15 protein-coding genes and 2 pseudogenes are annotated in these 21,232 nt (G+C 65.8%); 8 read left to right on the forward strand and 9 right to left on the reverse strand.

Annotation, left to right across the window (positions count from 1 at the left end):
- Window positions 1-145 precede the first annotated feature (145 nt).
- The 8 genes and pseudogenes from C0617_RS09990 to C0617_RS10015 all read right to left on the reverse strand — a co-directional run bounded on the left by C0617_RS09990 (window position 146) and on the right by C0617_RS10015 (window position 5,373).
- Window positions 146-847 carry a hypothetical protein gene (locus C0617_RS09990; RefSeq protein ID WP_291316881.1) on the reverse strand — a complete coding sequence of 234 codons (702 nt, stop codon included), beginning with the start codon at window positions 845-847 and terminating at the stop codon, window positions 146-148.
- Window positions 848-908: 61 nt separating this feature from the next.
- The gene (locus C0617_RS09995; protein ID WP_291316882.1) at window positions 909-1,535 is read right to left on the reverse strand and encodes a hypothetical protein; all 627 of its coding nucleotides are present in this window, start codon (window positions 1,533-1,535) and stop codon (window positions 909-911) included.
- Between the two features lie 273 nt (window positions 1,536-1,808).
- Entirely contained in the window at window positions 1,809-2,447 is a 639-nt protein-coding gene (gene msrA / locus C0617_RS10000) for a peptide-methionine (S)-S-oxide reductase MsrA (protein ID WP_291316883.1), read from the reverse strand.
- 23 nt (window positions 2,448-2,470) lie between these two features.
- Window positions 2,471-3,010: a peptide-methionine (R)-S-oxide reductase MsrB gene (gene msrB / locus C0617_RS10005; protein ID WP_291316884.1), complete on the reverse strand. Its 540-nt coding sequence runs from the start codon at window positions 3,008-3,010 to the stop codon at window positions 2,471-2,473.
- 2 nt (window positions 3,011-3,012) lie between these two features.
- On the reverse strand, window positions 3,013-3,171 hold the full coding sequence (locus C0617_RS10010) for a hypothetical protein (RefSeq protein ID WP_291316885.1): 159 nt from the start codon (window positions 3,169-3,171) through the stop codon (window positions 3,013-3,015).
- A gap of 423 nt (window positions 3,172-3,594) precedes the next feature.
- A pseudogene (locus C0617_RS17130) lies at window positions 3,595-3,733 on the reverse strand (ATP-binding protein); the annotation flags it as partial.
- 1 nt (window position 3,734) lies between these two features.
- Window positions 3,735-4,555 (reverse strand): annotated as a pseudogene (locus C0617_RS17135) (histidine kinase dimerization/phospho-acceptor domain-containing protein); the annotation flags it as partial.
- A gap of 107 nt (window positions 4,556-4,662) precedes the next feature.
- Entirely contained in the window at window positions 4,663-5,373 is a 711-nt protein-coding gene (locus C0617_RS10015) for a response regulator transcription factor (RefSeq protein WP_291316886.1), read from the reverse strand.
- A 641-nt stretch (window positions 5,374-6,014) separates the two neighbouring features.
- Here C0617_RS10015 and C0617_RS10020 point away from each other — a divergent pair.
- Window positions 6,015-7,052, forward strand: a complete 1,038-nt coding sequence (locus tag C0617_RS10020; protein ID WP_291316887.1) for a GMP reductase — start codon at window positions 6,015-6,017, stop codon at window positions 7,050-7,052.
- A gap of 10 nt (window positions 7,053-7,062) precedes the next feature.
- Here C0617_RS10020 and C0617_RS10025 read toward each other — a convergent pair whose 3' ends face one another.
- Window positions 7,063-7,887 carry a DUF3014 domain-containing protein gene (locus C0617_RS10025; RefSeq protein ID WP_291316888.1) on the reverse strand — a complete coding sequence of 275 codons (825 nt, stop codon included), beginning with the start codon at window positions 7,885-7,887 and terminating at the stop codon, window positions 7,063-7,065.
- Window positions 7,888-8,150: 263 nt separating this feature from the next.
- On the opposite strand from C0617_RS10025, the gene ppc reads away from it, so the two are divergent.
- The 7 genes from ppc (at window position 8,151) to C0617_RS10060 (ending at window position 21,223) form a co-directional block, all read left to right on the forward strand.
- Window positions 8,151-10,946 (forward strand): phosphoenolpyruvate carboxylase, encoded by a 2,796-nt coding sequence (gene ppc, locus C0617_RS10030; RefSeq protein ID WP_291316889.1) that lies wholly within the window; start codon window positions 8,151-8,153, stop codon window positions 10,944-10,946.
- Between the two features lie 175 nt (window positions 10,947-11,121).
- Entirely contained in the window at window positions 11,122-12,360 is a 1,239-nt protein-coding gene (locus C0617_RS10035; RefSeq protein ID WP_291316890.1) for an efflux RND transporter periplasmic adaptor subunit, read from the forward strand.
- Complete coding sequence (locus tag C0617_RS10040) at window positions 12,357-13,040, forward strand: ABC transporter ATP-binding protein (RefSeq protein WP_291316891.1); 684 nt, start codon at window positions 12,357-12,359, stop codon at window positions 13,038-13,040. Before C0617_RS10035 ends, C0617_RS10040 begins: the two co-directional genes overlap by 4 nt.
- Window positions 13,015-14,262, forward strand: coding sequence for an ABC transporter permease (locus tag C0617_RS10045; protein ID WP_291316892.1), 1,248 nt, complete (start codon window positions 13,015-13,017; stop codon window positions 14,260-14,262). The genes C0617_RS10040 and C0617_RS10045 overlap by 26 nt, the downstream gene beginning before the upstream one ends.
- Window positions 14,263-14,377: 115 nt before the next feature.
- Window positions 14,378-15,598: an ABC transporter permease gene (locus C0617_RS10050; protein WP_363324349.1), complete on the forward strand. Its 1,221-nt coding sequence runs from the start codon at window positions 14,378-14,380 to the stop codon at window positions 15,596-15,598.
- Window positions 15,599-15,698: 100 nt separating this feature from the next.
- Window positions 15,699-17,576: an ATP-binding cassette domain-containing protein gene (locus C0617_RS10055; RefSeq protein ID WP_291316894.1), complete on the forward strand. Its 1,878-nt coding sequence runs from the start codon at window positions 15,699-15,701 to the stop codon at window positions 17,574-17,576.
- 323 nt (window positions 17,577-17,899) lie between these two features.
- Entirely contained in the window at window positions 17,900-21,223 is a 3,324-nt protein-coding gene (locus C0617_RS10060; RefSeq protein WP_291316895.1) for an EAL domain-containing protein, read from the forward strand.
- The last annotated feature ends 9 nt before the right edge of the window (window positions 21,224-21,232 follow it).

Raw genomic sequence — 21,232 nt, forward strand, 5'->3', positions numbered from 1 at the left:
GAGCCCTTTGATGCAACGGGGGGAACCAGGTTGGTAGCGGCTCGGTCACCGGAGCAAGCAGGGTCTTGACACGAAGTTGTTAAGAAAGTATCTGACCCCAAATTCGATTTTTTCCATCCGCTTGATTGCATGGTTATGTTTATTTTCACTTCGCGATATTGAAAAATTCCTCGATAGACTTCTCATAATCTTCAGTCCAATAATTCAGGTCGCACAGAATGGACATTTTGAGTATTGGAACATAAAGACCTGAACTACTTTGTACTTTTTCAGTAAATAGCTCTTTGCCTTCTGATTTACCTGTAACGAGGTAACTTGGATTATCTTTGTTAAAAACAAAGTGAAGGTACCTTCCTTTGTCTAGGTCCAATATGGGGTTGTGCTTCAACTCACCAAGGACAAACTCCACGTCGAACATTCTGAAAACTCTATCAGTAATTTCGATAAATAAAGTAGCAATATCTACCGCGTCTTCAACTTGATTTCTTTCTGGTAGGGCAAAATCGTGTTCAAGTTGATTTCTCATTGTGACAATTCTTTTTAGCACTCGTGGAGCAAGAAGACCAAGTTGATTGATTTGCCCTGCTTTTTGTGGAAAGTTCCTGCCTTTTTTGAGTCCAAGAACTTTCAATATTGAGTCTACTTGACAGTCAATAGCACTTTTTGTGTTTTTCAGAGCTCCGATGAGACCACGCTTGTCTTCTGTTTCCAGATCTCTATTTGCGTAGGCTAGTAACTCTCGAGATCTTATTTCAAAAGGGAATGGAATAATGTCACCGACCCTCGATTCATATTCGAATTTTTCCCAGTTTAAGGAAACATCGTTGATGTAGGTTTGGATATTCATAATTTTTTAAACATAACGGATTGATTTAAGCTACAACCTACTCAGAACAGCCTAACAGAACCTATTCGGGAAGCGCCTCTGTTCCATCTGTACTCTTGGAATTCTCGTTAGCCCTTTTAATGATTGTTTTCGAAATTATAGAAATGCTTCTTTGAGAGACAGCTCCCATTGACAAGACTCTATTTTTTGTTGACTTCATATTGAATAGGTGGTCTTTGTGAACTCTAAAATTGATGCGCCCTTCCAAATTCTTTTTTACTTGAGGGAAAAATTCATATTCAGTATTTTCTTTATTCATACCCCTTGACTGATCCCAATCAGGATCAAATCCAAAGTACCAGTCACCAGACCGACTAGTTAACAAAATCGTGTGAGTTCCTGCGCTAATATCACAAATAACGATATAATTTCTAAAATCAGTTTTTTTTACGTTTTCTTGCACGGCTTCCTTTTTGTATGTTTTTATCTCCATATTGCATTTTTTACTAACAGCTTCCAATACTATTTCCCAATCTGCTTTAGATGAATTACAGTTATCGACGCCATCATCGGTCAGAACTGTATGGAGTAATCTTAAGACTAGGCTGGGTATTTTATTTTTATCACCATATAAAAAAAGCAATCCGTTTATGACTGTTGTCACCCAGCAACTGCACGGCAGTGTTTGGTATGAGAGTGGCTGTTTCAAGGGATGGTATCCTTATCTTTACGAAGGCTAACAGTTGATTATACAGAGTCTCTATATCTAGAAACAGCCTCCCACCCGGACACTTATTCAAACACTCTAACCTTATACGCCAGCCTTCCGAAAACTTCAATAAAAAAGACCCCTTGCCCTTCCAGGCCCAGCTAGCCACCGCCCCCCCCAGAAGGGACCTTTACATTCCACCGAACAAAAAAGGGCCCGGAGTCCACAGCGACCCCGGGCCCTTTTCGCCCTTCGCGTTTCCAATCTCCCCGATTACCTGCCCCTCTCCTTTCCCCAGACCTTGTCCAGGAACCGGTCGCGCCCCGAGCCGTAACGGTAGTACTTGTAACGCAACGGGTTCTTCTTGTAGTAGTCCTGGTGGTACTCCTCGGCCGGATAGAAGGCCGTCGCCGGAACGATCCCGGTCACGATCGGCCCGTCGAAGGGGCCCGTCTCTTCCAGCCTGCCCTTCGACGCCTCGGCCAGCCGCTTCTGCTCTTCGTCGAGGGTGAAGACGGCGGAGCGGTACTGGCTGCCGCGGTCGACGAACTGGCCGCCGCCGTCGGTCGGGTCGATGTTCCTCCAGAAGACCTCGAGCAGCTCGGCGTAGCTCACCTGACTCGGGTCGTAGACGATCTCCACCGCCTCGGCGTGGCCGGTCCGTCCGGAGGAGACCTCCTTGTAGGAAGGGTTGACCTCCGGGCCGCCGCAGTAGCCCGAGGTCGCCGAGACCACCCCCGCCAGCTTCTCGAAGGGGGGCTCCATGCACCAGAAGCAGCCCCCGGCGAAGATCGCTTTCTCCAGCACCGCAGGTTCTGCGGCCATCATGTCCATCCCGCTCTCGCCCTGGGCGGCGGCCGGGCCGGCGCCGAGCGCCAGCAGAACGCTCAATATTGTCAGGATCGTTTTCATGGTCGTCTCCCGCGTCTACGGTTCTATTCAACCGCCGCGAAGGTCAAGGCCGCCGAGTTGATGCAGTAGCGCAGCCCTGTCGGTTCGGGACCGTCGTCGAAGACGTGACCGAGGTGCCCGCCGCAGCGGATGCAGTGGACCTCGGTGCGCACGGTGAAGAAGCCGCGGTCTTTCGAGGTGCCGATGTTCTCCGCTGCCACCGGGGAGTGGAAGCTCGGCCAGCCGGTGCCCGAGTCGTACTTGGTCTCGGAGCCGAACAGGTCGAGGCCGCAGCCGGCGCAGCGGTAGACGCCGTGGCCGCCGGTCTTCAGGAGGGCGCCGGTAAAGGCCCGCTCGGTCCCGTGCTCGCGCAGGATGTGGAACTGTTCGGGGGTCAGGATTTTGCGCCACTCCTCTTTGCTGTGGTCCACCTTGTCGGTCATGACGTATCTCCCCTCTTCGACGGAAAAGACCTTCAACTGGGCGGATGCCGCGCCCGGCTCCGCCTTCCCCGCGCCGATGGCGCCGGTTGCGGCAAAGAGCGCGCCCGCCAGCAGTGCCGCGAACAAGCCGATCTTTTTCATTTTTATTCCTCCCCGTTCGTATCGCCCGGATGCGCCCCGGGCACCGTCCGGATGTAAGTCCCGGACTGGCGCAGCCAATCTTCCATCTGCTCCACCGTGACCTGTCGAGGATCGTAGACGACGCGGTTGACCTCGCTGGCTCCGCGCCACCCCTTTTGCACCGAAAGGATGCCGGGCCGCCCCTCCAGGGCGGCTGCGCCGACGTCCCATCAGCGCACCACGAAGGTGACCGCGGCGCTGCCCGGCTCCAGGTCCCTATCGGCCATGGCCGAAGGGGCCGAAACCAGCCCCAGCAGCAGGATCGCCAGTACGACGGCAAGTCGTTTCATCCTTTTCCCTTTCCCCTGCGGCGCTCCCTCGGGGCGCCTTGGCTTTGACCACACCCTAGCAAAGGGATTTAAGGGGAGGATAAAGGGCGTGTAAAGATCCGGTAAAGAACGAATTTTCCGGCCCCAGGCCCTCGGTCCTTTTTTCCCCAGAACCGTCAATACCGGCGGGTTTCGCCGCTCCGGCTGCGTCACAGGGGATGTTTTTCAATTCCCCGAAAAGAGCGGGTGAACTTATCTATCTCTGCGGGACAGGCTTCAGTCGGGCAGGACGAACCACACCTGCGTCTCCTCTCCGGAGCTTTCCGCCCCGACCCGCCCGCCGTGGGCCTCGACCAGCTCCTTGACGATGGCCAGGCCGATGCCGGCCCCGCCGGCCTCCCGGGAGCGCGAACGGNCGGTCGGCGCGGTAAAAGCGCTCGAAGACGTGGGGCAGGTCCGCCTCGGCGATCCCCTCCCCCGTGTTGGCGAAGACCACCCGGATGCCCCCGGAGACGCGTTCGGCGCTCACGGCGACGCGGCCCCCCGCGGGGGTGTACTTGAGGGCGTTCTCGACCAGGTTACGCACCGCCTGCAGCACCTTGTCCCGGTCGGCGGTCACCGCCCCGGTCCCCGGCGCGAACCGGGTCTCGACGGAGATCCCCTTGGCCCGGAAGTTGGGGCCGTACAGGCCCAGCATCTGCTCGACCGCCTCGTGCAGGGCGAAGGCCCGGCGGTCCAGGTAGGCCCGCGCGGCATCGGCCCGGGCCAACTGCTGCAGGTTGTCGACCAGGTGCACCAGGCGCAGGATCTCATCCTGCAGCATTTCGAAAGTCGCCTTGGACGGGGGAATCACCTCGTCGCTCAGCCCCTCGAGGTAGCCCCGCAGGTTGGTCAGCGGGGTGCGCAGCTCGTGGGCGACGTCGGCCACCATGGTCTTGCGCAGCCCCTCCACCCGTTCCAGGCTGTCGGCCATGCGGTTGAAGGCCTCCCCGAACTGGCCGACCTCGTCCCGCGAGGCGATCTGCACCCGGGGCGAGAAGTTGCCGGCGGCCACCTCCCGGGTGGCGGCGACCATCTGGGAGAGGGGGCGCAGCACCCGGCTGGTGAGGAGATAGCTCAGCAGCAGGGCCAGGGCGAGGGCGGCCAGGGTGGCCCAGATCAGGTAGCGGTGGACGGCGTCCAGGAACATCTGGTGGGTGTCGGTCGGCGAGACGTCGTACTTGGTCATCAGGGCCATGAAGTAGTCGGCCGCCAGCTGGTCGATGGCGAGCCAGATCACCAGGACGATGACCCCGATCACCGGCACGATGTTGACCAGCAGCAGCTTCCACAGCAGGCGGCGCCTCACTCCCCCTCCTCCTCGGCGAAGCGGTAGCCGAAGCCGCGCACCGTGACGATGTAGCGGGGCTCGGCCGGGTTCGGTTCGATCTTCTGGCGGAGCTTGCCGATGTGGACGTCGATGACCCGGTCGACGACCGCCTCGCCGTGCCGGTAAAAGCGGCCCAGCAGCTCGTCCCGGGAAAAGACCCGCCCCGGGGCGCTCATCAGGGCGAAGAGGAGCTTGAACTCGGAGGCCGTCAGCTCCACCGGCCGCCCCTCCAGGGTCACCTTGTGCTTTTCGGGGTCGAGCCGCAGGGCGCCGTGGACGAGGGGCGCGCCGGCCGCCGGAGGGGCGGGCCGGGCCCGGCGCAGGATCGCCTTGACCCGCTCCACAAGCTCCCGGGGGCTGAAGGGCTTGACCACGTAGTCGTCCGCCCCGAGGGACAGCCCCAGGACCCGGTCGACCTCCTCCTCGCGGGCGGTCAGCATCAGGATGGGGACGTCCGACTCCCCCCTCAGGCGCCGGCAGACCTCCCAGCCGTCGACCCGGGGGAGCATCACGTCGAGGATCACGATGAGCGGGCGGTGCCGGCGCGCCATCAGCAGGGCCTGCTCCCCGTCGCCGGCGGCGAGCGTCCGGAACCCCTCCCTCTCCAGGTAGGTGGCCACCAGGGCGGCGGTGTTGCGGTCGTCCTCGACGATGAGGACCGGTCCTTGGGCGTCGGCATCTTTCATTCGGCGGCTCCGGCAGCGGGCGGCGGCCCGGCTTTTAATAAGTATAGCAACCTTTCCCCGCCCCGGCGGACCGATAACCGAAGCAAAAGATCCTGACTCAGACCACTTCCGGACCAGATTCTCCCTCTCCCTTGACGGGAGAGGATCGGGGTGAGGGGATAATTCCGATTCATCCGGGAATTCCGGGGAGACACTGCCCCCCCTGTGACGCAGTCGGAGCGGAGTGGATGAATTCGGAAAGACGCGGACGAATGTCCGAAGCCGAAGGCAAGTTTTCGTCCGCGCCGAATTCATCTGCGCAGCGGAGGGGACCCGCAGGGCAAGGAGCGGGGCGGCCTTCTTTGGGGTTACCTTTCTTGGCCGACCAAGAAAGGTAACTCGCCTGGCGGGGCGAGACCCGCCGGTGTTGCAGCCTCTGGCGGAAAACGGACCCGGGGGAGGCACCTCCTTTCCCCCTTGTCCCCCCTTCCCAAAGGGGGGTCCCCGAAAAATCCAGGAGAACCATAATTTAGGGCCTGAACCTGTGTTCGGGTAAAAGTTCCCTTCGTTTTGCCCCGCCGGAACCGGAGGCCGCCGGGGGACCTGCTACACTATTGGGGCAGGCTCGCGTCTTCCCCCGGCACAACCGAAAGGAGCGCCCCATGCGCGTCGAAACCGACCTGAAGCTGGGCTTCAAGGACGTCCTGATCCGCCCCAAGCGATCGACCATCAAGAGCCGGGTCGAGGTGGCCCTGGAGCGGACCTTCACCTTTATGCACAGCAAGAGGCAATGGAGCGGGGTGCCGGTGATCGCCGCCAACATGGACACGGTCGGCACCTTCGAGGCGGCCGAGGTGCTGGCCCGGCACGGCCTGCTGACCGCCATTCACAAGCACTACGGCCTCCAGGACTGGGCCGCCTTTCTGAATGGCCGGGAGGACGGCATCTATCAGCGGATCATGGTCAGCACCGGCACGTCGAAAGACGATTTCGCCCGCCTGTCCAAGATCCTGGAGAAACACCCCCTGCTTGAGTTCATCTGCATCGACGTGGCCAACGGCTACGCGGAGGCCTTTGTCGAGTTCGTGCAGAAGGTGCGCGGCGCCTTTGCGGAGAAGACGATCGTGGCCGGCAACGTGGTCACCGGCGAGATGGTGGAGGAGCTGCTCCTCTACGGGGCCGACATCGTCAAGGTGGGGATCGGGCCGGGCTCGGTCTGCACCACCCGGGTGAAGACCGGGGTCGGCTACCCGCAGCTCTCGGCGGTCATCGAGTGCGCCGACGCGGCCCACGGCCTCGGCGGGCGGATCATCTCCGACGGGGGCTGCGACTGCGCCGGGGACGTGGTCAAGGCCTTCGGCGGGGGGGCGGACTTCGTCATGCTCGGCGGCATGCTCGCCGGCCACGACGAGAGCGGCGGCCAGGTGGTGGAGCGGAACGGCCAGAAGTTCAAGCTCTTCTACGGCATGAGTTCGACGACGGCCATGAAGAAGCACGCCGGGGGGGTGGCCGAGTACCGCTCCTCCGAGGGCAAGACGGTGGAGGTTCCCTACCGCGGGCCGATCGAGGAGACGATCAGGGACATCCTCGGCGGGGTGCGCTCGGCCTGCACCTACGTGGGGGCCGGGGCCCTGAAGGAGCTGACCAAGCGCACCACCTTTATCCGGGTGCTGGAGCAGGAGAGCAAGGTGTTCGGCTGACGGGAGAGGGTCAATCCCTGCGAATGCGGGACGAAGCGGTCCGTTCGAGCAGTTCGGCCCTGATCTGCCGAAGCTTCGCCTTGAGCGCGGCGGCGTTCTCGCTGCCGGTCCGGATGAGGGCTTTCTGCCCCCCGGAGAGAGCCTCCAGTTCGGGGTCGGCGTACTCGTGGAGGACCCGGGGCCGGACCAGCCGGATCGGCTCCTCGACCTCCGGGGTTGCCAGCAGGTGATCGAGCACCTCGGTCAACCGGTCGTTGAAATGGCCCGAGGTATATCCCATCTCCCGGTAGGCCTTCTGGAAACGGGGGTAGAACCGGACGTAGAGGGCCACGGCCTTTTCCGCATCGAGGGCTTCGGCGATCCGGACGTAGGGGGCGTAGCGCCGGTAGTTGTAGGGGCTGACGATTTCGTCCCCCTCCCCTCCCGAGACCAGGAAACGCCCCTTCGGCGCCTGGAGCGGAAGGAATTTGCGCGGCACCTGGCTGGCCAAAACATTGTCCACGGTGACCACGAAGCGCTCGATGAAGTGATCCAGGTGGAACAGGTCGCGGAGCGTTTTCTGGCCGAAGAGGGCGGCGAGCCCCTCCTGAAAGGTCTCCGGCCGCTCCTGCGGGGGCGGCGGAGCTGCCTCCTCCGAGAACGAAGGGGCCGCCGGGGGCAAAGGTTCCTCAACGGCATAGCGCACCGGCGGCGCCTTCTCTTCCTGCGGGGGCTGCTCCTCGACGACGGGGGGGGTCTCTTTTTCCGGGCCCCGGTAGAGGGGGTCGAAGTAAATGAGAGCGACGGCGCCGGCCAGCAGGGCGAGAACGAACACCGCGAGCAGAGCTTTCTTCATGGGCCTTTACCTCCACGGGACAGAGCATGTCGGCCGGCATTGCGCCGACCCCAGGGATATTTGAATGATACAATTCTAGCCGATCCGACCGAAACCCGCCAGCGACCTTTCCCGCAGATTTCCGGAGGCCCGCATGGCCGGAAAGATTTGATATTTCAAGACCACTTTATACTCTTTAAACAAGCGGCACAAACATTGAAACGTTTCAACTCAGTCTCCCCCTTGCCGCCAGGACGGGAGGGGCGGGCAAGAAGGGACCCCCTATGGACACATTGGAGCTGTTCTGGAAGGCGGCCGACCAGGCCGAAAGACTCCGCGAGCTGACCAGTGCCGACCCGGAGCTCAAGGAACTGCCGCTGCGGCGGGACGTGCGTTCCCTGGGCAAGCTCCTCGGCCAGGTGATCAGGGAGCAGGCGGGCCAGGACGTGTTCGACGCCGAGGAGGAACTGCGGCACCTGGCCATCCGCCACCGGGAGCTGGAAAGCGCCGGGCAGGGACCGGAGCCGGAAAACCCCGCCGAGGGGGAGCTGATGCGCCAGGCGGCGGAAATCATCTCCGCCATGGGCGACGCCGATGCCTACCTGGTCACCAAGGCCTTCGCCACATTCTTCGAACTCACCAACCTGGCCGAGACGGTCCACCGCAAGCGCCGCAGCCGCGCCCACCGCATCTGCGCCGACCCGGACAAGCCGGGAACCCTGCGCGCCACCCTGGCCCGCATGCGCGACGCCGGCATCGACGCCCCGGCGGCCCTGGAGATCCTCGCGCAGGTGGAGGCCGTCCCGGTCTTCACCGCCCACCCCACCGAGGTCGCCCGGCGCGTGGTGCAGTTCAAGCGCCGCCGCATCGCCGCCGAACTGGACAGGCTCGACCAGCTCCCCATCAACGACGACGGGGCGGCCGAGAGCCAGGAGGCGATCCTCGCCGAGATCACCGCCCTGTGGCAGACCGACGAGGTCCGCCGCCGCAAGCCGACCGTCCGCGACGAGATCGTCATGGGCCTCGACCACTATCCCGGCTCCCTCCTTCCCCCCCTGGCCCCCTTCTACGAGGAGATCGCCCGGGACTTCCGGCAGGTGTACGGCCTCGACCTCGATCCGACGGAGCTGCCGACGGTGGTCCGCTTCGGCTCCTGGATCGGCGGCGACCGCGACGGCAACCCCCACGTCACCGCGGAAACCACCCGGGGCGCCCTGCAGATGGCCCGGGAACTGGTCCTCTCCGACTACCTGGAGACGCTCGAGAAGCTGCGGCGCCTTCTCACCCCCTCCACCTGCCGGGGCGTCGCCTCGGCCGAACTCCGCCAGGCCCTGAGAGCCGCCACCGCCGGCCCGGCCGAACTCGCCCGCGAGGTGGAGAGCCTGCCCGAGTGCGAGCCCTACCGGCGCTTCCTGACCTGCATGCGCCACCGGCTGCGCCGCACCCTGCTGGGGCCGGACGACCCCCAGGCCTACCCCTCCGCGGCCGCCTTCCGCCTTGACCTCGAAATCGTCAGCCGGAGCCTGCGCTCCGGGGGCGGGGTGCGCATCGCCCGGCGCCTCGTCGACCCCCTGCTGCGCCGGGTCGCCACCTTCGGCTTTCACCTGCACGCCCTCGACATCCGCCAGCACGCCAGGGTCCACGAAGAGGCCGTCCGGGAGCTCTCCGCCGGCGCCGGCCACGCCGCCCGGCCCGCCGACCCCCTCCCCCCTCCCCCCTCGGCGCAGACCGCCGAGCTGCTCGAGACCCTGCGGGCCATCGCCGGTCTGAAACGGGAGTCCCCCCCCGAGGCGCTGCGCAGCTACGTCATCAGCGGCGCCTCCTCGGTGCAGGACGTCCTCTCCCTGGTCTGGCTGATGGAGCTGTGCGGCATCGCCGTGGCCGGGCGCCAGGAGGTCGGCGACCCGGGGCTCATGCCTGTGCCCCTCTTCGAGTCGATCGCCGACCTGAGGAACGCCCCCGAAATCTGCCGCACCCTCTGGTCCAACGCCGAGTACGCCCCCTACCTCGATTCCTGGGGACGCTGGCAGGAGGTGATGCTCGGCTACTCCGACTCCAACAAGGACGGCGGCATGCTCACCAGTTCCTGGGAGATCTACAAGGCCCACCGCGCCCTGCACGAGGTGGCCGACGCATGCGGGGTCAAGCTGCGCCTCTTCCACGGCCGCGGCGGCACCGTCGGCCGCGGCGGCGGGCCGACCCACCGGGCCATCGTCGCCCAGCCGGCCGGCGCCTTCACCGGCGCCTTCAAGCTCACCGAGCAGGGCGAGGTCATCAATTACAAGTACTCGGACCCGGCCCTCGCCCGGCGCAACCTGGAACTGATGGTCTCCGCCTCCCTCGAGGCCCTGGCCTGCACCGGCCTGGTCGAAACGAGCGCCGAGGCCGCCTGGGAGGAGGCCCTGGAGGAGATGTCGAAGATCGCCTTCGCCTGCTACCGGGAGAAGATCGCCGAGAACCCCGACATCCTTCCCTACTTCGAGCAATCGACCCCGGTCCTCGAGTTCGAACTCGCCAAGATCGGCTCGCGCCCCTCGCGCCGCAAGGAGAGCCAGGGCCTCGACGACCTGCGGGCCATCCCCTGGGGCTTCGGCTGGATCCAGAGCCGCCTCCTCGTCCCGGCCTGGTTCGGCATCGGCACCGCCTTCGAGGCTTACGCGGGGCGGGGCGCGGCCGAACGGGAACTGCTGCGGACCATGATGCGCCGCTTCCCCTTCTTCTTCGACATGGTGCGCAACGTGGAGATGGCAATGGCCAAGGTCGACCTCCCCCTGGCCCGCCAGTACGCCGCCCTGGTGCCCGACGCCGCCCTGCGGGAGCGGGTCTTCGCGATGCTGGTCGACGAGCTGCAGCGCACCCGCCGCGCGGTCCTCGAGGTCACCGGCCAGGGGCGCCTGCTCGAGACCGACCCCGACCTGGCCCGCTCGCTGCGCCTGCGCAAACCGTACGTCGACCCCATGAGCCTGATCCAGATCGAGCTGCTGCGGCGCAAGCGCGGCGGGCGCGAGTCCGAGGGGCTCGACTACGTCCTCGCCGCCACCATCAACGGCATCGCCGCCGGACTGCGCAACACCGGCTAGGTGATTGTCGGGACGTCGCCGGCAGGGGCCGGAAAAAGGCTTCGCCGGAAAAAAGTCTTTTCCCTTTTCGATCAGACTGGTTTAATCTTCTGTCATTCGGCCATCCCGAAAGGACGACCCCGGACCTGCGGGCAACGGCTCCGGCCATCGCCAACCCCTTTGGAGCACACATCCCTTGACCAAAAAAATCGTCATCGCCATTCTCCTGCTCGCCGCGGCCGCCGGCGGGGTGCTGTGGTGGAAGGCCGCCCACCCCAACGACAGGGTCGAGATCCTGGCCTCGGAAACACTCGCCCGGGGCCAGGTTCGCAAGGTTCTGGAACAGACCGGGATCATCAAGTCCCAGGTCGGGGGCATCGTCAAGATCGGGGCGCGGGCCACCGGAACGATCGAGCGGATGCTGGTCAAGGTCGGCGACCGGGTAGAGGCCGGCCGGCTGGTGGCCCGCATCGACAGCCGCGAATTGCGCTCGCAGCAGGCCGAGGCGCGGGCCGGGCTCGAGTCGGCCCGGGCCGAGCTGAAACGGGTCGAGGGGGTCTCCCCCCTGCGCATCCGGGAGGCCGAGACAGAGCTGGAGCAGAGCCGGGCGGCCGGCGACTACCTCTCCGCCAACTATCGCCGCCTCGAAAGCCTCCTGGCCGAGCGGATCATCTCCGCGGACGAGCTCGAGAACGCCCGCCAGAAAGCCCGGGTGGAGGCCAAGCGGGTCGAGGCCCGGCAGGCGGCCCTCGACCGGGTGCGGCGGGAAGTCGCCGAGGAGCGGAAAAAGGCCCGCCTGGCGGTGGAAAAGGCCGAGGCCGCCCTTGCCGCCATCGAGGTCCGCATCTCCTACACGGACATCCGCAGCCCCCTCGGGGGGACGGTCAGCCAGGTCGCCGCCCAGGAGGGGGAGACGATCGTCGCCGGCCTGCAGGTGGCCAACCTGATCACGGTCATCGACCCGACCCGGCTGGAGATGTGGATCTATGTCGACGAGACCGACGTGGGCCAGGTCTTCACCGGACAGAAGGTGGAGTTCACCGTCGATGCCTACCCGGAGCGGACCTTCGAGGGGACGGTCGCCACCATCTACCCCGAGCCGGAGATCCGCGACAACATCGTCTACTACCAGGCCCTGGTCGAGATCACCCCCGAGCAGGCCGAGGCCCTGCGCCCGGAGATGACCACCCAGGTGCAGATCGTGGTCGAGGAGAAGAAGGACGTGCTGCGCCTGCCCAACACCGCCCTCAAGTGGGTGCAGGGCCGGCAGGTCGTCTTCGTGGGGGAGGCGGGGGGCGCGGTGCGCCAGGTCTCCCCGAAACTGGGACTGGCCGGCCTGACCCACAGCGAGGTGCTGGAAGGCCTGGCCGAAGGCGACGAGGTCGCCACCCAGGTCGACCTGCCCCGGCAGAGCGCCAGAAAGGGATCGCGGTGAGCCCCGGCGACCCGGTCATCCGCCTGGAAGGGATCCGCCGCACCTTCCGGCAGGCGGAGCTCGACGTGGAGGTGCTGAAGGGGATCTCCCTCGATATCCGGCCGGGCGAGTTCATCGCCCTGCAGGGCACCTCGGGCTCGGGCAAATCGACCCTGATGCACATCCTCGGGCTGCTCGACCGGCCGAGCGCCGGGACCTACCTCCTCGACGGCGAGGACGTGGCCGCCCTGCCCGACGAGCAGCTCAGCGACCTGCGCAACCGGGCCATTGGCTTCATCTTTCAGACCTTCTACCTGATCCCCTACATCTCCGCCCTGGAGAACGTCATGCTCCCCGGCGTCTACCGGGGAACCCCGGCCCGCCGGCTGCGCGCCCGGGCGGAGGAGCTGCTGGGGCAGGTCGGGCTGGCCGACCGCACCGACTTCAAGCCGGGCCAGCTCTCCGGGGGCCAGCAACAGAGGGTGGCCATGGCCCGGGCCCTGGTCAACGACCCCCGGCTGCTCCTCGCCGACGAGCCGACCGGGCAGCTCGACACCGCCACCAGCACCGAAATCATGAACCTCTTTGCCCAGATCCACGAAGCAGGGCGCACCGTCATCCTCGTAACCCACGACCAGGAAACGGCCGCCTACGCCGGGCGCAGGATCCATCTCAATGACGGCCTCGTCCAGAACGTTTGAGCTGCTGCGCCTGAGCTGGCGCCTGATCGGCATGGCCCTGCGCACGGTCTGGGCCTTCAAGCTGCGCAGCCTGTTCGTAATCAGCGGGGTGGCCCTGGGCATCGCCTCGCTGACCATCATCGTCGCCTCCGTCGACGGGGCGGAGCGAAAGGCCTACGAAATCGTCGAGTTTTTCGGCCCGGACGCGGCCTTCGTCCTCGGCGGCGACATCCGCAGCCGTGCCGTCGGCCAGCGCAGGCTGACCCTCAGCTACAGCGACGCCGAGCGCCTGCGCCAGTCCCTGCCGGGGGCCTACCTGGTCGTCCCGATGCGGGCCAAGGGCGACATCACCGCCCGCCACGCCGACCGCAAGTTCCAGCTGCGGCTCGCGGTGGGGGCCACCGCCGGCTACGCCGAGGTCTGGAACTGGCCCCTGGCCGAGGGGCGCGACCTCTCGGAGGAAGACGTGCGCCGCGGGGCCAAGGTGGGGCTGATCGGCGACGGTCCGGCCCGGGAGCTCTTCGGCGACACCTCCCCGGTCGGCCGCACCGTCTACCTCGACAAGCTGCCGGTGCAGATCGTCGGCCGCCTCTCCTACCGCGGCTTCTCCGGCGGCGGCGGCTCCATCGACGAGCGCATCATCCTCCCCATCACCACCCTCACCCAGCGTTTCAACCTCGACCGCCAGTACTTCCGGGCGCTGCGGGTCAAGTTCCACTCCCCGGAAAACATGGAGTTCCACGTAGAGAACCTGCGCGGCCTGCTGCGCGAACTGCACGGATTGAAACCCGGGCAGGACGACGACTTCACCATCCTCACCGCCGAGGAGATCCTCGCCTTTCTCTCCATGTTCAAGGGGGGCCTGGTGCTCTTCCTGGGAGTGACCGCGGCGGTGGCGATCCTGGTCGGCGGCTTCGTGCTGGCCAACCTCTTCTACCTGAGCGTCAACGAGCGGCGCACCGAAATCGGCCTGAAGAAAGCGCTCGGGGCGAAAAACGGGGCGATCCTGTTCCAGATCCTGGCCGAAGCGGTCTGCCTGACCCTCGTCGGGGCCCTCGCAGGCATGGCCATCGGCATGGCGATGGGACAGCTGCTGGCCCGGCTCGGAATCCTGGAAATCCTCTTCTCCTGGAAGGTCTTTTCCCTCTCGGTCCTCGCCGCGATCGCCATCGGCGTCGTCTTCGGCCTGCGCCCCGCCCGCCAGGCCGCGGCCCTGTCGCCCATCGAGGTCCTGAAGGGATAGAAACCAGCTGGAAGCTGGAAGCTGGAAGCGAAAAACATCGGACACCGGACAAAGACGCGCCCCCGAAACCGACCGCGAAAAATAGAGCAAAGAGGCACGAAAAACAATGGCCGCCATGCCCCTCAGCCTCAAAATCGCCCTCTCCTCCCTGCGCACCCACCGCCTGCGCACCGCTCTGGCGATGATCGGGGTGCTGCTCGGCGCCCTCGCCCTGACCGGGGTCCAGCACGTCTCGGAGGCCATGCACCGCAAGGCCGAGATCGAGACGGCCAAGCTGGGGACCAACCTGTTCGTGGCGCGCACCGGCCAGGTCAGCTTCCGCCGCTCCGGCTCGGCCCGGGTGCGCAACGAGGCCCGGACCTTTTCCCTCGGCGACGCGAAGGCGCTCGCCGCCGGACTGCCCTCGGTGCGCCGGGGGGCGCCCTTCGTGGAGCGGACCATGCCGATCCGCGCCGGAGACGTCAAGATCCCCTCGCGCATCGTGGCGACCTGGCCCGACTACCCCGCGATCCGCAACTTCCGGCCCGAACTCGGACGCTTCCTCAGCGCCGAGGACGAGGCGAGCCGGGCCCGGGTCTGCGTGCTGGGGCGCAAAATCGCCGAGCGCCTCTTCGGCCGCCCCGAGGCGGCGATCGGGCGGCAGGTCTTCTTCTTCCGGGCCAGCGCCCGGGTGATCGGGGTCATGGAGGCGAAGGGGGCCGATATCTCCGGCACCGACCAGGACGAACAGGTCTTCGTCCCCCTGTCGACCTACATCCGGCGCTTCGCCAACCAGGACTGGATCACCGGCGTCTACCTGCAGCTGGAGCGCCCGGGCGATTACGCCGGGGCCAAGGAGGGAGCGCGGCAGATCCTTCGCCGCCGCCACGGCCTGGGCCCGGGCCAGGCCGACGACTTCAGCCTGCTCACCGCCCAGGACACCATGCAGCTGCAGCAGCAGGCCCTCGACCTGGTCCAGACCCTCGGTCTGATCAGCTCCAGCGTCTCCTTCGCCGTCGGCGGCCTCGGCATCCTCTCCATCATGGTCCTCCTGGTGCGGGTGCGCCGCCTGGAGATCGGCATCCGCCGCGCGGTCGGGGCGCGGCGCCGCGACATCGTCCGCCAGTTCATGTTCGAGGCGGGCCTGATGGCCGGCATCGGCGGGGCCGCCGGGGTCATTCTCGCCATGGGCCTGCTGCTGCTCGTCTACCGTCTCGGCGACATGCCCCTCGTCTACGATCCGCTGCTGATCCTCGGCCCCCTGGCCGGATCGGTTCTGCTCGGGCTGGCGGCGGGCGCCTACCCGGCCTGGCAGGCCGCCCACGTGGAGGTGCTCGAGGTGCTGAAGACCGAATAACGCCGGCAATGCCTCCCTCCCCGCGAGACCCCCTTCCCTCCCGCGCCGTTCTCTGCCATAATCCCGGTCCGGAACATCTTCGGGGAAAGTGACAGGTTTCATGGCATTACTGAGTCTTCGCAACGTATCCCTCGCCTACGGAGGGCCGACCCTGCTCGACGAGGTCGGCCTGCAGGTCGAGCGGGGCGAACGGATCTGCCTGCTCGGCCGCAACGGCGCCGGCAAATCGACCCTGCTCGGGGTCATCGCCGGCGAGGTCCGCCCCGACGGCGGAGCCGTCGACCGGCAACAGGGCCTGAGAGTGGCGCGCCTGCCCCAGGAGGTGCCGCAGCACCTGCAGGGGAGCGTCTTCGAGATCGTGGCCCGGGGCCTGGGGGAAGCCGGGGAAGCCCTCTGCAGGCACCACGAGCTCTCCGGGCGCCTGGCGGCCGGCGAGCAGGAGCTGCTGCCGCGCCTTTCCGAGGTGCAGCACGCCCTCGAGGAGGCCGGCGGCTGGGAGCTGCTGCAACGGGTGGAACAGGCCCTGACGCGGCTCAAGCTCGACGGCGACGCTCCCCTGGAGAGCCTGTCGGGCGGCGTGAAGCGACGGGTGCTGCTGGCCAGGGCGCTGGCGGTCGAGCCGGACATCCTGCTCCTCGACGAGCCGACCAACCACCTCGACATCGAGTCGATCGACTGGCTCGAGCAGTTCCTGCTGCGCTCGGGCATCACCCTCGTCTTCGTCACCCACGACCGGGCCTTCCTGCGGGCCCTGGCCACCCGCATCGTCGAAATCGACCGCGGCCGCCTGTTCGACTTCGCCTGCGACTACGACACCTTCCTGCAGCGCAAGGAGGAGCTGCTCCACGCCGAGGACCTGGAGTGGCAGCGCCTCGACAAGAAACTCGCCGAGGAGGAGGTCTGGATCCGCAAGGGGATCAAGGCGCGGCGCACCCGCAACGAGGGACGGGTGCGGGCCCTCAAGAAGCTGCGCGAAGAGCGCCGCCAGCGGCGCGAGCGCACCGGCACGGCGCGCCTCAAGCTTCACGAGGCCGAGCGCAGCGGCAAGCTGGTGGCAAAGGTCGAGAACATCTCCTTCGCCTACGGGAAGGAGCCGATCATCCGGGACTTCTCGACGACCGTGGTGCGCGGCGACCGGATCGGGATCATCGGCCCCAACGGCGCCGGCAAGACGACCCTGCTGCGGCTGCTGCTCGGCAAGCTCGCCCCCCAGGCAGGGTCGGTGAAGCTCGGGACCAATCTCCAGGTCCTCTACTTCGACCAGCTGCGCGAGCAGCTCGACCCGGAGCGCACGGTGCAGCAGAACCTCTCCGGGGACCAGGACACGGTCCTCGTCGGCGGCCAGCCCCGCCACGTCTACGGCTACCTCCAGGACTTCCTCTTCACCCCCGACCGGGCCCGCACCCCGGTGCGCTTCCTCTCCGGGGGGGAGCGCAACCGCCTCCTCCTGGCGCGGCTCTTCACCCGGGAGGCCAACGTGCTGGTCCTCGACGAGCCGACCAACGACCTCGACCTGGAGACCCTGGAGCTGCTCGAGGAGCTCCTCGCCGATTTCCAGGGAACGGTCTTCCTGGTCAGCCACGACCGCGACTTTCTCAACCGGTGCGTGACCAGCACGGTCGCCTTCGAAGGGGAGGGACAGGTCCGCGAGTACTTCGGCGGCTACGACGACTGGCTGCGCCAGCGCCCCGGGCCCGAGGAGCCGGCCCCGGCTCCCCGCCCCGCCCGTGAGAAGCCCGCCCGGCAGAGGGAGCGGCGGCAAAGCTTCAAGGAGAAGCGGGAGCTGGAGGAGCTGCCCGGGCGCATCGAAGCCCTGGACGGGGAGATCGAAGCGCTCCATGCGCAGCTGGCCGACCCCGACTTCTACCGCGAGGCCGGCGCGAAGGTCGCCGCCGCCACCGCCCGCCTGGAGGAGCTGGAAAAAGAGCTGCAGGCCGCCTACGCCCGCTGGGAGGAGCTGGAGGCGATCCCCACCTGAGCCCGGCCCCACCCCTCGCCATCTTGCCCAAAACGAAGCCCGGCCCCTCGTGGGGGAGCCGGGCTTCGCGCAGAAAGGCATCGGGACCCCCGACGGCGGCCTCCACAGGGACGTTGGCCACGGTCAGCCCGCGCCCGTCGCGAAGGGCCATTCTTCGCTTCACCTCCCCATCCAAACCCACAGTATACGGGTTCCCTTTTCTTTTCTGTTGACAAACACCCCCAAAACTGCGAAGAATTTTCCATCCTCATTAAGTGTTTTCCCGAAACTTTTGCGGCAATGCCGCTCCTCCCGGGCTGCGCCACCCCGGGCCCCTATACTTTATGTCCATCAGACCCAAACTGCTCATTACCTTCCTGGCCCTGGCCATCCTGCCGGTCGTCTCCCTCGGAGTGCTCGGCTTCGTCGCCGGCCGGGACTCCCTGGAGTCCAAGACCATCGACTCCCTGGAGATGGTGGCCGACCTCAAGGCGAAGAAGATCGCCGCCTTTCTCGGGGAAAAGCGCAAAGCGGTCCAAACCCTGAAAAACTCCTTCGTTGTCAACACGTACCTGCCGGTCCTCCTCGATCACGCCGACGACCCGGAACACCCGGCGTTCAAGGCGGCCACCCGGGCTCTCGACGGAAAACTGCAGAGGCTGCAGGCGATTTTCGAGCTGGACGACATCGTCCTGGCCACCCCCGAAGGCCGGATGCTCTACCTGAGCAACGCCGAACATGTCACCGACTGGCTGAGCCACCCCCTCCCGGGCCACGAAAAGACCGACTACGACCGGGGGGAGACGGTCAGCTATTTCCGAAACACGCACGAAAACGGCAAATACGCGATCCTCATCACCCACCACATTCTCGACGGGGAGGGAAAGGTCCAGGGGCTCATGGCCCTGGAGGTCAACATCGACGTGATCGAGGAGCTGGTCCATGACAAGACCGGCCTCGGCGAGACCGGCTGCACGGTCCTGGGCAAAAAGGTGCCCGGCGGCTTCGTCCACCTGACCTCCCACAGCGTCGGAACAATGGCGGACCCGGACCGCGTCCTCCCCTTCAAACCGAAAAAGCTGCCGATGCAGGAGGCGGTCCAGGGCCGCAGCGGCTCGGGGGTAACCAGCAACTTCGCCGGCACCGGGATCCTCGCCGCCTGGCGGCACATCCCGGCCCTGAACCTCGGCCTGGTCGCCAGGATGGACGCGAACGAGGCCTTCGCCTCGGTGACCCGCCTGCGCAACCTGACCCTCTTCTTCTCCCTGGCCGCCTCCCTGATCGGGGGTATCATCGCGCTGCTCGTCTCGCGCTCGATCTCCCGCCCTCTCATGCAGCTGAAACGGGGAGCCCTCGAAATCGGCCGGGGCAACCTGGGGGTCCGGGTCGGCACCCCCCGCCGGGACGAAATCGGCGTCCTCTCCCGGGCCTTCGACGAAATGGCCGCGAGCCTGCGCCGGGTCACGGCCTCGCGGGACGACCTGAACCGGGAGATCGCCGGGCGACAGCAGGTGGAGAAGCAGCTGCGGGAAAGCGAGGCGCGCTACCGGGACATCTTCGACCACGCCCACGACCTGATCCAGAGCGTCGCCCCGGACGGCTCAATCCAGCTGGTCAACAGGGCCTGGACGGAGACCCTCGGCTACGACATAGAGGAACTCTCCAAACTGAACCTGATGGACGTCATTCACCCCGACCACCGGGAGAGTTGCCGGAGCCGGTTCCAGCAGGTCCTCTCCAGCCACCGGACCGAGATGGTGGAGACAGCCTTCCGCTCCAAGGACGGACGCAAGATCGTCCTCGAGGGGAGCGTCAGCGTCCGCTACGTGGACGGGGAGCCAGTGGCCACCCGGGGCATCTTCCGGGACGTCTCCGAGCGCAAGCGGGCGGAGCAGAACCTGCGGGAAGAGCGGGCCTTCCTGCAGACGGTCATCGACGGCGTCGTCGATCCGATTCTGGTGATCTCCACCGATTACCGGATCCTGCTCATGAACCGGGCCGCCCACGCCCTGCTGCCCGCACCCTGGGACGGCGAGACCGAGTTGCTCTGCCACCAGGCCTCCCACCACAGCGACACTCCCTGCAGCGGGGAGAACCACCCCTGCCCCCTGCGGGAGGTGCAGCACAGCGGAGAGCCGGCCACCGTCGTTCACCAGCACGAGCTGGCCGACGGAACCGGCCGCATCTACGAACTGCAGGCCTCGCCCCTGCGGGACGAGAACGGCACCCTGCTGGGGATCATCGAGGCCTCTCGGGACATCACCGACCGCATCGAGGTGCAGGAACTGCTCGCCGAGAACCGCAAGCGCCTCAAGTTCCTCGCCCACCACGACGACCTGACCAAGCTGCCCAACCGGGTGCTGTTCAACGACCGCCTGCGGCAGGCGATGGCCAAGGCCCGCAGGGGAAATAGCCAGGTCGCCCTCATGCTCCTCGACCTCGACCGCTTCAAGAACATCAACGACACCCTCGGCCACCCCGTCGGAGACCAGCTGCTGCGGGAGGTCGGAAAGCGCCTGAGCTACCACGTGCGCGAAACGGACACCGTCGCCCGCCTCGGCGGAGACGAGTTCCTGGTCATCATCGAGGACGTGCAGGACGTGCAGCGGGTCGCCGGCATCGCCCACAAGTTCAAGAACATCCTCGCCCAGCCGATCACCGTCGACGAGCACGCGCTCGCCATTACCGCGAGCATCGGCATCAGCATGTTTCCCGCAGACGGGGTTGACGGGGAGGGGCTGATGAAATGCGCCGACGTCGCCATGTACCGGGCCAAGGAGCAGGGGCGCAACAACTACCAGTTCTATACCCCCGACATGAACGCCCGGGCCCACGACCTGCTCCTGATGGAAGGCCAGCTTCGCAAAGCCATCGAGCAGGAACAGCTGTTCCTCCACTACCAGCCCCAGTTCGACCTCGCCTCGGGGGACCTGACAGGGGTCGAGGCGCTGCTGCGCTGGAACCACCCCGAGCGCGGCTCCATTCCCCCCAGCGACTTCATCCCCCTGGCCGAGGAGAGCGGCCTGATCGCCCCCATCGGAGAATGGGTCCTGCGCAGCGCCTGCGCCCAGTCCCGCGCCTGGCAGGAGCAGGGGTATCCGCCGGTGCGGATGGCCGTCAACCTCTCCGCCCGCCAGCTCCGCCAGCCCGGCCTCGTCGAGATGATCGAGCAGTCCCTCAAGGAGACGGGCCTCGCCCCCCGGCTGCTGGAGCTGGAGATCACCGAGAGTGCCGTCATGGACAACTTCAATGACGCCATCATGGTCCTGACCGACCTCAAGGTGCGCGGAGTCCACATCGCCCTCGACGACTTCGGGACGGGCCACTCCTCGCTGAGCTACCTGAAGCGCTTCCCCATCTCCCGGCTCAAAATCGACCGCTCCTTCGTCGGCGAAGTCACCAGCGACCCCAACGACGCCGCCCTCGCCGCCTCCATCATCGCCCTGGGCCACGCCATGGGCCTGGAGGTCATCGCCGAGGGAGTGGAGACGGAGGAGCAGAAAGCCTTTTTCACCGAAAAGGGCTGCGACCAGGTGCAGGGATTCCTGTTCAGCCGCCCCCTGGAGCCGGACGCCGTCGTCCGTTTCTTCGCCCCGCCCGCCTCCAGGCAGACGCTCCCTGCGGCCACCGCCGCCCGCGGCAAGGCGGCCTGGACGAGCCCCTCCTGATCGCCGCAA

This window comes from Desulfuromonas sp., from assembly GCF_002868845.1.
GTDB lineage: Bacteria > Desulfobacterota > Desulfuromonadia > Desulfuromonadales > BM501 > BM501.

Coding starts and splice junctions, on each gene's coding strand:
- C0617_RS09990 (WP_291316881.1), bottom strand. CDS start 847: ATGAATATCCAAACCTACATCAACGATGTTTCCTTAAACTGGGAAAAA.
- C0617_RS10025 (WP_291316888.1), bottom strand. CDS start 7,887: ATGAAGAAAGCTCTGCTCGCGGTGTTCGTTCTCGCCCTGCTGGCCGGC.
- msrB (WP_291316884.1), bottom strand. CDS start 3,010: ATGAAAAAGATCGGCTTGTTCGCGGCACTGCTGGCGGGCGCGCTCTTT.
- C0617_RS10060 (WP_291316895.1), top strand. CDS start 17,900: ATGTCCATCAGACCCAAACTGCTCATTACCTTCCTGGCCCTGGCCATC.
- msrA (WP_291316883.1), bottom strand. CDS start 2,447: ATGAAAACGATCCTGACAATATTGAGCGTTCTGCTGGCGCTCGGCGCC.
- C0617_RS10050 (WP_363324349.1), top strand. CDS start 14,378: ATGCCCCTCAGCCTCAAAATCGCCCTCTCCTCCCTGCGCACCCACCGC.
- C0617_RS10015 (WP_291316886.1), bottom strand. CDS start 5,373: ATGAAAGATGCCGACGCCCAAGGACCGGTCCTCATCGTCGAGGACGAC.
- C0617_RS10055 (WP_291316894.1), top strand. CDS start 15,699: ATGGCATTACTGAGTCTTCGCAACGTATCCCTCGCCTACGGAGGGCCG.
- C0617_RS10045 (WP_291316892.1), top strand. CDS start 13,015: ATGACGGCCTCGTCCAGAACGTTTGAGCTGCTGCGCCTGAGCTGGCGC.
- ppc (WP_291316889.1), top strand. CDS start 8,151: ATGGACACATTGGAGCTGTTCTGGAAGGCGGCCGACCAGGCCGAAAGA.
- C0617_RS10020 (WP_291316887.1), top strand. CDS start 6,015: ATGCGCGTCGAAACCGACCTGAAGCTGGGCTTCAAGGACGTCCTGATC.